Origin of the sequence: Agrobacterium sp. P15N1-A (assembly GCF_044626815.1) — a bacterium.
Lineage (GTDB): Bacteria > Pseudomonadota > Alphaproteobacteria > Rhizobiales > Rhizobiaceae > Agrobacterium > Agrobacterium leguminum.
In genome coordinates this window covers 1,074,436-1,088,417 of sequence record NZ_JBIUPF010000001.1, presented here as the reverse complement: position 1 = coordinate 1,088,417, position 13,982 = coordinate 1,074,436, and the positions used below count along the sequence as shown (strand labels likewise).

The window sequence follows — 13,982 nt, the reverse complement described above, 5'->3', positions numbered from 1 at the left end:
CGAATATCCTGTTGATTTGTTTTAGGGGAAGCCGGACATGCTTGTCCAGCGCGCATGCGGGAAAAACCGCCCGCGGCGTCCGATTCCTTTTCGTTTTTGCCCGTTTGCGGCAAAGTGAGGGCGGCATTGGCTAAAAGCTTTTACAAATTTTACCGTTTGACGCCGACGCCTGTGTTTCTTAACTTTCAAGCAAGGAATTAACCATAAAGATTGATGGTATTTCCACGGCGGAATGGGGTTCTCTCCCCTTCCAGGCATGACGCCGCACTGCCGTACCGGGGCCGATCCGGTATTTTCGTTTCTTGGTTCAAGAAGGTCTGGCAAGCGTCGATGCCGCATCGTCCGCGATGGGTATGTTCGTTCAAAAATCCCCTTAGGGTGCTGGCGTTCTGAACCTTGGCCAATTTGGCCGGGTTTTACCGGCCGTCATGTTGTTGGGGACGTCGGTTGGGGCAGGATTTGCCATCAGATCAAGCGCGCAGATCGGCAGGCGGAAGCCTGGCGGGGCGGTTGCGTTTTGCCGGCCTCGACGAGACGCAATCCGATTTCCTGCGCAGCTATCGCAGCATGCTGGAGCCTTACGTCAAGGCCGGCCTGCGGGACGTGATGACCCGTTTCCAGTCCATGCCGGACTGTTCTCCGTCGTTCGAAAGCGAAAACCAGCTCGACCGCCTGCACGATCTGCAATCCTCGCACTGGAGCGTTCTGACCGACGCGCGTTTCGATGCGCTTTACGCCGAGCGGGTAAAGGTTCTTTCCGACAATGCCAGCCGCATGGGTCTCGATCCGCGCTGGCAGATCGCCAGCCATGCGGTGGTTCTGGAACATCTCGTCGGCGGGCTGGTGGCCGAGCATGCGCCGCGCTCCATCCTGCCCGGCAACCGCAAGAAAACCCGTGAACTGGCGGAAGCCGTCAAGAATGTCGTCCGTCTGGTGATGGTCGATACCGAGATCGCCGTCTCGCTGCGCTTCAACGAATTGCGCCTGCGCCATGGCCGCGAACTGGCGGAACAGCGCGACAGTGACCGCTCCGAAGCGGCGAAGTTGCTGGGCACGGCATTGACGGCTTTTGCCGCAGGCGATTTGCAGGCCCGCATCGGCGGCGAAGTGCCGGAAGCCTATCGCGATGTTGCGGCTTCCTTCAACACGGCTCTGGAAACGATTGGCGCATCGCTGATCGCGGCGCAAAACAGCATCGGCGAGGCCGAGGCGCTCGGCGCGCGCTTTGCCGATATGGGCCGCTCCATGGCCGAGCGCTCCCGCCAGCAGGCTGAAGCCCTTGCCGAAACCTCCCGCGCCATCCAGACGATGATCGGGAACGTTGCTGAAAACGCTGCCCGCATATCGGCTACGGAAACGGCTGTTTCCCGCGCCCGCGAGGCGGCGGTCGAAAGCGGCAAGGCGATCGGCGAGGCGATTGACGCCATGTCGGACATCGAACAATCCGCCGAACAGATCGGCAGGATCATCGGCACGATTGACGAGATTGCTTTTCAAACGAACCTTCTCGCCCTCAATGCCGGCATCGAGGCGGCGCGCGCGGGTGAAAGCGGACGTGGTTTCGCGGTCGTCGCGCAGGAAGTCCGGGCGCTCGCCCAGCGTTCCGCCGACGCTGCAAGGGAAATCAAGAGCCTTGTCGGCACCACCAAGACGCAGGTCGAGGGCGGTGTGCGGATGGTCAACCGCACGCAGGACGCAATCGGTGGCGTCGTCCGGCAGGTCTCGGGCATCAACGACATGATCGCGGAAGTCTCCCGGCATACGGCCGAGCAGGCCGGCGAACTGCAATCGGTTGCCGCCGATATCGGCGAGCAGCAAAGGCAGGCAGGCCGGAACGCCGTCGATATCAGCGCGAGCGCCTCCGAGGCCGACGCGCTTCAAACCGTCATCCTCGAACTCGGCCGCACCATCCGCGAATTCCGCATCGCCCGTCAGGGACAGGCGAGAGCGGCGTCCGGTGCGGACCGGCAGGACACTTCATTTATGGCCCGTGCGGATAATCGCACGGATTACGGCCAGGATTACCAACAATTCAGACGTCAGGGAGTCATGTAATGGCAGCCAGAAAAGCAGCTGAGGCGACGCTGAAACTGTCACCGGTGCTGGATCTCAACGAAGCATCGGCCCTGCACGGCAAGCTGATGACGCTGAGGGGAGCACCTTTGTCGGTAGACGCGTCCGAGGTGGAGCGCATCGGTGCGCTTTGCGCCCAGGTCCTCATGGCCGGCGCGAAATCCTGGGAAGAGGACGGCAAGCGCTTCGGTTTTGCCGGGGTGTCCGATGCATTCGACAAGACGATGAAACTGATAGGCGTCGATATTGACCATTTGCTCCCCAAGGAGATGCAAAAGTGAAGAAAAAAGTTCTTACCGTGGATGATTCCCGGACGATCAGGAACATGCTCCTGGTCACGCTCAACAATGCCGGTTTCGAAACCATTCAGGCTGAAGACGGCATTGAGGGCCTCGAAGTGCTCGAGCAGAGCAACCCCGATGTCATCGTGACGGACATCAACATGCCCCGTCTCGACGGTTTCGGCTTCATCGAGGGTGTACGGCGCAACGAGAAGTATCGGGCTATCCCGATCCTCGTCCTGACGACCGAAAGCGACGCAGAGAAGAAGAACCGCGCCCGTCAGGCCGGTGCGACGGGCTGGATCGTCAAGCCGTTCGACCCTGCGAAACTCATCGATGCCATTGAACGCGTAACCGCCTGATACGGGACATTTCACGATGGATATGAACGAAATCAAGGAAATCTTTTTCCAGGAATGCGAGGAGCAGCTCGCTGAACTGGAATCGGGGCTTCTTAAATTGAATGACGGCGACCGCGATCCGGAAACCGTCAACGCCGTTTTCCGTGCCGTTCATTCCATCAAGGGCGGGGCGGGTGCCTTCGGTCTTGATGATCTCGTGGCCTTCGCCCACGTTTTTGAAACGACCCTCGACTGCGTCCGCTCCAACAAGCTGGAGCCGACACAGGATGTTCTGAAAGTCATGCTGCGCTCCGCCGACGTGCTGGCGGACCTGACCAATGCGGCCAGAGACGGCGGCAGCGTCGATGAAAGCCGCACCCGCGGCCTCGTCAAGGAGCTGGAAGCGCTGGCAAACGGCGAAACCGTGCAGGTTTCCGCGCCGGTGGCAGCGCCGGCCCCCGTCAAGGCGCCGCAAGCCGTCGCGCCCAAGCCGACGGATGAGAGCGGCTTCGAGCCGATCCCGTTCTCCTTCACGGACTTTGCCGACGAAACCACGCCGCTGATGGAAGCGCCATCCTTCCAGATCACCTTCAAGCCGCATGCGTCGCTTTATTCGAAGGGCAACGAGGCAGCACTTCTCCTGCGCGATCTTTCGCGCATCGGCGAAATGAGCATCAATTGCGACATGTCGGAGCTGCCTTCTCTGGACAAGCTCGATCCTGAAGCATCCTATCTTTCCTGGACGGTTTCGATTGCGACCGACAAGGGCGAAGAGGGCATCCGCAGCGTCTTCGAATTTGCCGAATGGGATTGCGATCTCGAAATCGTGCCGGTTGTTTCGGATGCCGCAGACGACGCGGAAGAGCTTCCGATGATCCCGGTGCCGTTCGATCTTTCGGCCCTCGATAGCGGACCGGAAGAGCAGCCCGCTGTTGAAATCGCCCCGGCTGAAGCCTCCTACGTTGCCGCAGCGGTCGAAACGGCCGTTGCGACAACGCAGATCGCCCAGAGCGTCAATGCGGCAATCGAAAAGCGTGAAGCGGCGGCAGCGCCTGCCGCAGCCCAGGCGAATGCCAATGCAGCGGCCAATGCCAGCGCCGGCCAGACCATCCGCGTCGACCTCGACCGTGTCGACCGCCTGATCAACCTCGTCGGCGAACTCGTCATCAATCAGGCGATGCTGTCGCAGAGCGTCATCGAAAACGATGCGAGCGGCACCTCCGCCGTCAATATGGGTCTGGACGAACTACAGCAGCTGACGCGCGAAATTCAGGACAGCGTCATGGCGATCCGCGCCCAGCCGGTGAAGCCCGTCTTCCAGCGCATGTCGCGTATCGTCCGCGAAGTCGCCGACATGATCGGCAAGCAGATCCGCCTCGTCACCGAAGGTGAAAACACGGAAGTCGACAAGACGGTCATCGACAAGCTGGCCGAACCCCTGACGCATATGATCCGCAATGCCGTCGACCACGGCATCGAAACGCCGGAAAAGCGCGAAGCGGCGGGCAAGAACCCGGAAGGCACCATCAAGCTTTCGGCCAAGCACCGTTCGGGCCGCATCCTGATCGAGCTTCAGGACGACGGCGCGGGTATCAACCGCGAGCGCGTTCGCCAGAAGGCAATCGACAACGACCTCATCGCCGCCGACGCGAACCTGACGGATGAAGAGATCGACAATCTGATCTTCGCTCCGGGCTTCTCCACCGCCGACAAGATTTCCGACATTTCCGGCCGCGGCGTCGGCATGGATGTGGTCAAGCGCTCCATTCAGGCGCTTGGCGGTCGCATCAGCATCTCCTCGCGCCCCGGCCATGGCTCGACCTTCACCATGAGCCTGCCGCTGACGCTTGCCGTTCTCGACGGCATGGTGGTGACCGTTGCCGGCCAGACGCTGGTGGTGCCGCTGACGGCAATCGTGGAGACCCTGCAGCCGGAAGCGAAGAACATTCATTCCTTCGGCGCGAACCAGCGGCTGATCTCCATCCGCAACTCCTTCTGCCCGCTGGTCGATGTCGGCCGCGTGCTGAACTTCCGCCCGACCCAGGCCGATCCGGTCGAAGGTGTCGCCCTTCTGGTGGAATCGGAAGGCGGCGGCCAGCGTGCCCTGATGGTCGACGCGATCCAGGGCCAGCGTCAGGTTGTCATCAAGTCGTTGGAAGCCAACTATACCCATGTTCCGGGCATTGCCGCCGCCACTATCCTCGGTGACGGCCGTGTCGCGCTCATCCTGGATGTCGATGCCATCGTCAGCGCCTCGCGCGGACAGCCCCTGAAGCAGGAAATGTCGCTCGCGGCGACAGGTTGAAAGCGGATCATCCATGGCAGCACTTAATTTCAGCGACCAGCGCCAGTCTCCCGACGAGGTTCTTGCCAGCGGCGAATACCCGCTGACGAGACGCGACCTTTCGGAAATCGCGGCGATGATCTATGCCGATGCGGGCATCTATCTCAACGACACCAAGGCGTCGCTGGTCTATTCCCGACTGTCGAAGCATATCCGCAACCTCGGCCTGTCGGGTTTCCGCGAATATTGCGCATTGGTGTCCTCGCCGGATGGCGCGCAGGCGCGGCGCGAAATGCTGTCGCATCTGACGACGAATTTCACCCGTTTCTTCCGCGAGAACCACCATTTCGAACATCTGCGGGACGAGGTCCTGCCGGGCCTTATCGCCCGGGCGAAGAGCGGCGGTCGTGTCCGCATCTGGTCGGCCGCCTGTTCGGATGGGCAGGAGCCCTATTCCATCGCGCTCACCGTGCTCGCCATGTTCCCGAATGCGGCGGATTACGATTTCAAAATCCTGGCGACGGATATCGACCCCAAGATTCTGGCGCAGGCCCGGGCAGGGGTCTATGATGACAATGCGCTCGAAACCGTGTCTCCTGCCATGCGCAAGCAATGGTTCACGGAAGTCGATGCCGGCGGTCGCCGCAAGTTCCGCATCGACGACAAGGTCAAGCGCCTCATCACCTTCAACGAATTGAACCTGATGACGCAATGGCCCTTCAAGGGCAATTTCGACGTGATCTTCTGCCGCAACGTCGTCATCTATTTCGATGAGCCGACGCAGATGCGCATCTGGTCGCGTTTCGCCGGGCTGCTGCCGGAAGGCGGTCATCTTTATATCGGTCATTCCGAACGCGTCTCCGGTGACGCCAAGAACCTGTTCGACAATACGGGCATCACCACCTACCGCTTCACTGGCCACGCTTCGGGGAGGAAGGCATGAGCGCACTCGCACGGGTACTCGTCGTCGATGATTCGCCCACCATGCGCGGCCTGATTTCGGCTGTCCTCAAGGCCGATCCGGAAGTCGAGGTGGTCGGGCAGGCCGGCAACGCCATGGAAGCACGCGCGGCCATCAAGCAGCTCAATCCCGATGTCGTGACGCTCGACATCGAGATGCCGGAAATGAACGGGCTGGAATTTCTCGAAAAGATCATGCGCCTGCGGCCCATGCCGGTCATCATGGTCTCGTCGCTGACCCATCGCGGCGCGGATGCTTCGCTTGCCGCGCTTGAAATCGGCGCCTTCGACTGTGTCGGCAAGCCGGCTCCGGGCGATGCACGCCCCTTCGGCGATCTGGCCGACAAGGTGAAGGCCGCTGCCCGCTCGCAACACGCCGCCTACCGTGCGGCGCGCCCGGAAGCTGCAGCCGCGCCGCAGCCGGTGCCGGTCAGCGAATATCGGGCGGGTCGCAAGGTGGTGGCCATCGGTTCCTCCACCGGCGGTGTCGAAGCGCTGATCGCCGTGCTGCAGAAATTCCCGGCCAATTGCCCGCCGACCGTCATCACCCAGCACATGCCGCCGACCTTCACCAAGAGTTTTGCCGAACGGCTGAACCGCATCTGCGCCCCCGTGGTGGAAGAAGCGACAGACGGTGCGCGTCTGCAAACCGGCAAGATTTATCTCGCGCCGGGCGGCGAGCGCCATTTGCAGATCGCCAACCGGTCCGCGCCCTGCTGCCGGCTTGTCGAACGCGATCCCGTCAACGGCCACCGGCCCTCCGTCGATGTGCTGTTCGATTCGGTGGCCGAGCTTGCCGGCCGCAATGCCGTCGGCGTCATTTTGACCGGCATGGGCCGCGATGGCGCCGCCGGGCTGTTGAAAATGCGTCATGCCGGTGCGCGCACCGTCGGCCAGAACGAAAAAACATGTGTCGTCTACGGCATGCCCCGCGTGGCCTATGAACTTGGCGCCGTGGAACAGCAACTCCCGCTGGCCTCCATCGGCGAAGAAATCCTGAAACTAACCACTGCCCGCAAAGAAGGTGCTGACTAATGTCTCTCGCAGAAAAGATCAAAGTTCTGATCGTCGACGATCAGGTGACCAGCCGGCTGCTCCTCAGCGATGCGCTGACACAGCTCGGCTTCAAGCAGATCACCGCCGCCGGTGACGGCGAGCAGGGAATGAAGATCATGGAGCAGCAGCCCCATCATCTCGTCATTTCCGATTTCAACATGCCGAAGATGGACGGTCTCGGTTTCCTGCACGCCGTCAGGGCCAACCCGACCACCAAGAAGGCCGCCTTCATCATCCTCACCGCGCAGGGTGACCGCGCGCTGGTGCAGAAGGCAGCCCAGCTCGGCGCCAACAACGTGCTGGCCAAGCCCTTCACGATCGACAAAATGCGCGCTGCCATCGAGGCGGTTTTCGGATCGCTGAAATGATTGAAGCTGCGGCCAAGCGCGTACATATCATTCAGGGCGAGTACAAGGTCGTCAGCGATCCCGATGTGGTGCTGACGACGATACTCGGTTCGTGCGTGGCCGCCTGTCTGAGAGACCCCGTTGCCGGCTTAGGGGGCATGAATCACTTCCTGCTGCCGGGAACGGGCAATGTGACCGGCGGAGATGCCACGCGTTACGGCGTGCATCTCATGGAGCTCCTGATCAACGGGCTCCTGAAGCAGGGGGCGCGGCGCGACCGGCTGGAAGCGAAGGTTTTCGGCGGCGCAAAGACGATTGCCAGCTTCTCCAACGTCGGCGAGCAGAATGCCATCTTCGCCATGCAGTTTCTGAAGGATGAAGGTATTCCGGTCTTAAGCTCCTCCACAGGCGGGGACCACGGCCGAAAGATCGAATTCTGGCCGGTCTCCGGGCGCGCGCGTCAGCACCCGCTCAGCGGCGCGGAAACCCAGAAGACGGTTGCCATGGAAACGCGTCCGGTGCCGGCCCCCAAGCCAGTCGCCAACGACATCGAATTTTTCTAGTCACGGAGTTTCCAATGCAGCTTGCAGAGCACACCGCCGCCACTCCGTTCGAAGAAGCCCTGCCGGACGTTCTGATGCGCGTGGTATCGGAACTGCACGACGTCGCCTATCTCATCGAGCGCATCGAGCCGCAATTGCTTGAAGTGACCAGCGGTCAATTGTCCAGTGAAGGCGTCAAGCTGCTGCAGGGCATCGACCTTGCCGTCCAGAAAACCCGCGGCCTTGCGGAATTCATCGATACCATCACCGGTTCCATCCCCGGAGACTGGATCGTGGATGTCTCCACCGCGCTTAGCCTCGTCAAGCTGGCCGAAATGCAGAAGGCGCTGGGCGCTGCCTTCCGCCATGGCCATTCCCAGCCGCTGGACAAGGCTTCCGGCGACTTCGACCTGTTCTAGACCATATTCCCGCCGCGTTCCTTTCCTTGCTGAATGCGGAGAAAGGCAACGCTCGCGCAAGCTTCGCACCCTATTGTCACGACGGGGCCAAAAGGTCTCGGACTCTATGAATGACGGTGCGGAACAGAATGAATCTGTTAAATCAAATCCCTCAGGTCTTGAAGAATGTCGCGGCGCTGGGGCAGACGCGGCTGCTGATGCTGGGCGGCGTGGGCGTTGTGTCCATGGCCATCATCCTCGCTGCAGCTCTTTACGTGAACCGTCCCGCTTACGAGACCCTCTATGTGGGGCTTGAAAAAAGCGACCTTAACAAGATCAGCATTGCGCTTGCCGAATCGGGTCTGGACTTTCAGGTGGGGACCGATGGTTCCAGCCTTCAGGTTCCCGTTGGCCTCACCAGCAAGGCAAGATTGCTTCTGGCTGAGCGCGGCCTGCCCGACAGCGCCAATGCCGGTTATGAGCTTTTCGACAATGTCGGCTCTCTCGGCCTGACCTCCTTCATGCAGGAAGTGACGCGCGTTCGCGCCCTTGAAGGCGAGATCGGCCGCTCCATCCAGCAGATTGACGGCATTGCGGCCGCACGCGTCCATATCGTCATGCCTGACGTCGGCAATTTCCGCCGCGGCGAACAGAAGCCCACCGCATCGGTCATGATTCGCGCCAGTGCTTCGGCCGGCCGCAAGGCGTCCGCCTCCATCCGTCACCTCGTCGCCTCGGCGGTTCCCGGCCTTGAAGTCGACGATGTGACACTGCTTGATTCAACCGGCCAGCTTCTCGCTTCCGGCGACGATGTCACCAATGCAGCCATGAACCGCTCGCTGACGCTGGCGCAGAATGTGCAGCAGGAAATCGAAACCAATATCGACAAGGCGCTGGCGCCTTTCCTCGGCATGGACAATTTCCGCTCCAGCGTTACGGCGCAGCTCAATACCGACAGCCGTCAGATTCAGGAAACCGTCTACGATCCGGAATCGCGCGTCGAGCGCTCCGTGCGCACGGTAAAGGAAGACCAGAAGTCCCAGGAAACGCAGCCGGATACGGCCGCGACCGTGGAACAGAACGTACCGCAGGCCGCGCCCCAGGGCGGCGGCGGCGGTCCGCAGTCCTCCGACCAGTCGGCCAAGAAGGAAGAGCAGACCAATTACGAGATCAATTCCAAGACGGTAGCCACGGTCAAGAACGGCTACACCGTCGAGAAGATTTCGGTCGCGGTCGTCGTCAACAAGGGCCGGATCGCCAAAATGGTCGGCGAGCCCGCCGATCAGGCGAAGATCGACGCCTATCTTGCCGAAATGCAGAAGATCGTCACTTCGGCCGCGGGCATTTCCTCCGACCGTGGCGACATCGTCTCGCTGACGGCGATGGACTTCCTCGAAACGCAATTGCTGGATGAGGCCGCAACCGGACCCGGCATCATGGAAGTGCTGAGCCGCAATTCCGCCGGCATCATCAACTCGCTCGCCTTTGTCGCTGTCGCCTTCCTTGTCGTCTGGCTCGGTGTACGCCCTCTGGTCCGCACCGTGACCGGCAACGGTGCCGCCGCAGGCCAGCTCAGCCAGGAGGCCGCCGGTCTCGAACTGCCGGATTTCTCTCCCGGCATGGATGCGGGCGCAGGCGGTCTCATGGAAGGTTTCGGGGCGGATTTCGGCTTCGACAGCACCGACGACCTTCTGGCGGGCGGCGATGGCGAGGGCACATTCAACCGCCGGGTTCGTGAAGGACCCGAGCGCAGGCTCTCCCGCATGGTGGAAATCAGCGAGGAAAGAGCCGCCAAAATCCTGCGCAAATGGGCGGTGGAAAAAGCTGCATAATATGGAAAAAGGCCGGTTTTACCCGGCCTTTTTTCCGTTTTTGGGCTTTTTGCTATGCTTGGCGGGCGAGCCGTGGCAATCTCGTTTCAGGACAGTGTTTACAAAAAATTCAGCAACGATACAGTTTGCTGGGAATTGGCTGAGAATGCCGTTTATGGATTGAACAGCTTTTCAGTATGTTTTTTTAGCAATAGACGAACAGCGAAATACGTGGAAAGGCTGGTGTCAGGTAATGGCAAATCCCAGTCCGTTCCATAAAATGAAGTGATTCGGTCTCCGGGGGCTTGCCGTCCCATTTTGGTAAGCTTCTCGAATGGAATGATTCCATCCCGAGGTATAATCTCCCACTGGGAGCAAGAGGGCGTAGGCGATTGAAAGTCGATGTTGATATCCGCAGGCTGTCTGCCAAGCCTATGGAGGGCATGGGTAAGCCCTTGCCGCGCGATCAGCTTGCTAAAAACGTCGCAGCCACGGCTGCTGCCGGTAACGTTGCAGGCGCACTGGATCTGCTCGTAACCTACGCTGGCGCCTCGCATTATCTGCTGGCGCGGGATGATCTTCTCGAAGAAACCGGACTGAAATTCATCGTCACCTCCGACTGGCCTTTCGATCTGGTCCGCAGGCTCGGTATCGAGCTGGCCAACAGCCAGAACAGATCGAGCGAAATGGAGAAATGCCTTTCGCTTCTGCAGCCGCGGCTGCTCTTCCTTCCCGACGATGTTTCGGTTCCCTACGGCATAGACCGGCAATATTCGGCGCTGTCTTTCTGTGTGGGACGCATCCGGCTTTCGCTGCTGCTGCTGTTTCCCGAAGAAGCGGTGCCTTCGCCGGAACGGCTGCGCGAAATCGCCCTGCTGACGGGCTATTGCGTCAGCTTCGGCATTGCCAGCGAAGCAAAGACCGTGCGCGATATCGATCTCACGGAGCGCGAACTCGAATGCCTGTTCTGGATCGCGGAAGGCAAGACGAGCGATGAAATTGCGATGATCCTTGGCATTTCGCGCAATACGATCAATAATTACATTACAAGCGTGATGCGTAAAACCGCGACGAAAACCCGCTCGGAGGCAATTGCCTACGCCGTGCGCAACAACCTCGTATAATGGTCGGACGGATGGTACAGACGAAAGACAATGAGGGTTCAGGTCAGACGGGCATGTTTTACCGTAGCCCTGTCGTGACGAGCCGGTCGGATCTTTTTCCGAAGCTCGTCGCTATGCAGAAGCTGGTCGGCGCACGCAATTTCGTGGTGACGAAGGCTGCCGCTTCCGGTTTCCCCAACAAGAAGAAGCTGACCTGCGAGCTGGAAAACTGGGGCATGAATGCCGCAGAGCAGAGCGCGCAGTTCATCCGCGCCGTCGGCGACATTCTTCTCGATCATATCGAGACGTCGCTCCTGCCGGTCATCTGGCGCAACAAGAATGCCGGCGGCTTTGCCGATCTTCCCGATGTGCCCGCACTTCTGCGCCGCATCGAGAACGATACATTGCCCTATGCGGGGCTGGCGCTTCCGGTGCGGCTCGGCACCATCGGCAACGGTTACATCGTTTTCTGCGGCACCAACCTCGTTCTCGACAATGAGGTCGTGATCGAACAGCACATCAAATGCTGCGAGATCATGGTGGACATGCTGGCGCTGGACGAGCGCAAGGCGGCACCTTCCGAGGCGCTGAGCGAGAGGGAAATCGCCTGCCTGCAACTGGCGGGGGACGGCCGTATCAGCGAAGAAATCGCGGTCAAGCTCGGGCTTTCCGTGCACACCGTCAACGCCTATCTCGGTTCAGCGACGATCAAGCTCGATTCCGTCAACCGCATCCAGGCGATCGCCAAGGCCATCCGGCTCGGTTATATCCATTGATGGCGGGCGGGTTTTCCCGCCCCTCCCAAGCCGGCGGCCCGAACCGGCATTTGCGCCTCCCTAAAAGGCGCTATCGACACTTCGCGTTTTTTTAACAGTTGCCTACTAGAACTTTTATAAGTTTGGCTTTGGGGAACTGTTTCATGCACAACCGGCTCTTTAAGTCCGTTGCTGGCAAGGTCGTCGCGTTGACGATCGGCCTGATCACGCTCAGCGTGGCGGCAGTTGGTTTTTCGACCTACATTCGCTTGAAGGACAACATCATCACCACCGCGCTGCGTGATACGCACAGCGCAATGCGCGGCATGGCCATCCTCTATGAGATGAAGGTCGGCGGCGTTGCCCTCGAAATGGTGGATGGCGAGTTGAAGAGCGTCGGTCGCGCCAGCATCGGAACGATGCGTGACAATGATCTCGTCGATCGCACGGCAGCCGGCAACGGCGGTATCTCTACTGTTTTTGAAGCCAAGGCCGGCGAGTTCATTCGCCTGACCACCAATCTGAAGAACGAAAAGGGTGAGAGAGCGGCAGGCACCAAGCTTGCTACCGATCATCCCGCTTTCCCGAAAGTCTCCAAGGGAGAGGCTTATTTTGGCACGGCCACGCTGTTCGGCACCAGCTACATGACCGGTTATATGCCGGTTACGAACAAGACCGGCGCAACCGTCGGCATCCTGTTCGTGGGCGTTCCCATGGATGTCTACGATGCGCAGATATACAGCCTGCGCGATATGATGCTGATCTGCGGCGCGCTCGCCATGCTTGGCGTCGGATTGCTCGCCTATTTCGTCATCAAGCGCACGCTCCAGCCGCTTGGCAAGCTGACCGATGCGGTGAAGTCCCTTTCGGACGGCAATCTCGACACGCCGATCCCCTACGCCACCAATACCAATGAATTTGGCAACATCGCCCGTGCGCTGGTGATTTTCCGCGAGAATGCGATCGAGAAACTGGCGATCGAGGGCAAAAGCGCCGAGGAACGCTCCGCAGCCGAGTCCGAACGTCACCGCAACGACGCCGAGAAACAGGAGCTCGATGGGCAGATCGAATTTGCGGTCAGCGAGATTGCTTCCGGCCTCGGCAGGCTTTCGCGTGGCGATCTGAGCCGCACGATCGAGACGCCTTTCGCCGGTCGTCTCGACCGCCTGCGCACGGATTTCAACGAATCCCTTCTCAATCTGCGCGATGCGCTGGGGCAGATCCGCGAGCGCACGCTGATCATCCAGCATAGCGGTTTTGAAATCGAGCAATCGTCGGTCGATCTGTCGAAGCGCACCGAAAACCAGGCTGCCTCGCTGGAAGAGACCGCCGCCGCGGTGGACGAAATCACCGTCACGGTCAGATCGTCGGCTGAGCGGGCGCGGGAGGCCAATGAGGCCGTGCGCATCACCAAGCAGAGCGCCGACAGTTCCGGTTCGGTCGTCAGCAACGCCGTCGACGCCATGGGCCGCATCGAAGACGCCTCGCGCAAGATCGAGCAGATCATCGAGGTCATCGACGATATTGCCTTCCAGACCAACCTTCTTGCGCTCAATGCCGGCATCGAGGCAGCGCGTGCGGGCGAGGCGGGTAAGGGTTTTGCCGTGGTGGCGCAGGAAGTGCGCGAGCTTGCCCAGCGCTCCGCCGACGCGGCCCGCGAGATCAAGCAGCTCATCAACCAGTCGACGCATGAGGTCAGCTCCGGTTCGAAGCTGGTGCAGGAGGCGGGCACGGTTCTTTCCGCCATCAGCCAGCAGATCGTTACCGTCAGCCAGCATGTCGAAACCATCGCAACTGCGACGCAGGACCAGTCCTCCGCTCTTCACAACGTCAACAGCTCTGTCAACCAGATGGACCAGATGACGCAGCAGAATGCGGCGCTTGCCGAACAGTCGAGCGCGGCCAGCCGGGTGCTTTCCGGCGAGGTGGAAGCGCTGCTCGATCTGGTGCAGCGGTTCCAGATGGAACAGGGTTCGGCGACCGGCAGGGATCGCTACAATCAGGCGGCCTGATAGGTCTGTTTTTTTGAAG

Annotated in this window: 13 protein-coding genes; all 13 read left to right on the top strand. The window is 60.4% G+C overall.

What is annotated here, in order from left to right:
• Positions 1-459 precede the first annotated feature (459 nt).
• The 13 genes from ACIK7D_RS05350 to ACIK7D_RS05290 all read left to right on the top strand — a co-directional run bounded on the left by ACIK7D_RS05350 (position 460) and on the right by ACIK7D_RS05290 (position 13,963).
• Positions 460-2,055: a globin-coupled sensor protein gene (locus ACIK7D_RS05350; RefSeq protein ID WP_400155760.1), complete on the top strand. Its 1,596-nt coding sequence runs from the start codon at positions 460-462 to the stop codon at positions 2,053-2,055.
• Positions 2,055-2,354: an STAS domain-containing protein gene (locus ACIK7D_RS05345; protein ID WP_137002883.1), complete on the top strand. Its 300-nt coding sequence runs from the start codon at positions 2,055-2,057 to the stop codon at positions 2,352-2,354. Before ACIK7D_RS05350 ends, ACIK7D_RS05345 begins: the two co-directional genes overlap by 1 nt.
• On the top strand, positions 2,351-2,716 hold the full coding sequence (gene cheY1, locus ACIK7D_RS05340) for a chemotaxis response regulator CheY1 (protein ID WP_003493773.1): 366 nt from the start codon (positions 2,351-2,353) through the stop codon (positions 2,714-2,716). Before ACIK7D_RS05345 ends, cheY1 begins: the two co-directional genes overlap by 4 nt.
• Positions 2,717-2,732: 16 nt before the next feature.
• Positions 2,733-5,000: a chemotaxis protein CheA gene (locus tag ACIK7D_RS05335; RefSeq protein WP_080817900.1), complete on the top strand. Its 2,268-nt coding sequence runs from the start codon at positions 2,733-2,735 to the stop codon at positions 4,998-5,000.
• Positions 5,001-5,013: 13 nt separating this feature from the next.
• On the top strand, positions 5,014-5,922 hold the full coding sequence (gene cheR, locus ACIK7D_RS05330) for a protein-glutamate O-methyltransferase CheR (RefSeq protein WP_003522764.1): 909 nt from the start codon (positions 5,014-5,016) through the stop codon (positions 5,920-5,922).
• Positions 5,919-6,974, top strand: coding sequence for a protein-glutamate O-methylesterase CheB (cheB, locus tag ACIK7D_RS05325; RefSeq protein WP_003522763.1), 1,056 nt, complete (start codon positions 5,919-5,921; stop codon positions 6,972-6,974). Before cheR ends, cheB begins: the two co-directional genes overlap by 4 nt.
• Complete coding sequence (gene cheY2 / locus ACIK7D_RS05320; protein WP_003503467.1) at positions 6,974-7,363, top strand: chemotaxis response regulator CheY2; 390 nt, start codon at positions 6,974-6,976, stop codon at positions 7,361-7,363. The genes cheB and cheY2 overlap by 1 nt, the downstream gene beginning before the upstream one ends.
• The gene (gene cheD / locus ACIK7D_RS05315; protein WP_003522762.1) at positions 7,360-7,905 is read left to right on the top strand and encodes a chemoreceptor glutamine deamidase CheD; all 546 of its coding nucleotides are present in this window, start codon (positions 7,360-7,362) and stop codon (positions 7,903-7,905) included. The genes cheY2 and cheD overlap by 4 nt, the downstream gene beginning before the upstream one ends.
• A gap of 14 nt (positions 7,906-7,919) precedes the next feature.
• Positions 7,920-8,303, top strand: a complete 384-nt coding sequence (locus ACIK7D_RS05310) for a hypothetical protein (RefSeq protein WP_035262798.1) — start codon at positions 7,920-7,922, stop codon at positions 8,301-8,303.
• A 128-nt stretch (positions 8,304-8,431) separates the two neighbouring features.
• Positions 8,432-10,114 (top strand): flagellar basal-body MS-ring/collar protein FliF, encoded by a 1,683-nt coding sequence (gene fliF / locus ACIK7D_RS05305; protein WP_035262795.1) that lies wholly within the window; start codon positions 8,432-8,434, stop codon positions 10,112-10,114.
• Positions 10,115-10,485: 371 nt separating this feature from the next.
• Positions 10,486-11,217 (top strand): transcriptional regulator VisN, encoded by a 732-nt coding sequence (gene visN / locus ACIK7D_RS05300; RefSeq protein ID WP_035262791.1) that lies wholly within the window; start codon positions 10,486-10,488, stop codon positions 11,215-11,217.
• 53 nt (positions 11,218-11,270) lie between these two features.
• Positions 11,271-11,972, top strand: coding sequence for a transcriptional regulator VisR (gene visR, locus ACIK7D_RS05295; protein ID WP_003522758.1), 702 nt, complete (start codon positions 11,271-11,273; stop codon positions 11,970-11,972).
• A gap of 143 nt (positions 11,973-12,115) precedes the next feature.
• Positions 12,116-13,963, top strand: coding sequence for a methyl-accepting chemotaxis protein (locus ACIK7D_RS05290; RefSeq protein ID WP_080817891.1), 1,848 nt, complete (start codon positions 12,116-12,118; stop codon positions 13,961-13,963).
• Positions 13,964-13,982: the final 19 nt, after the last annotated feature.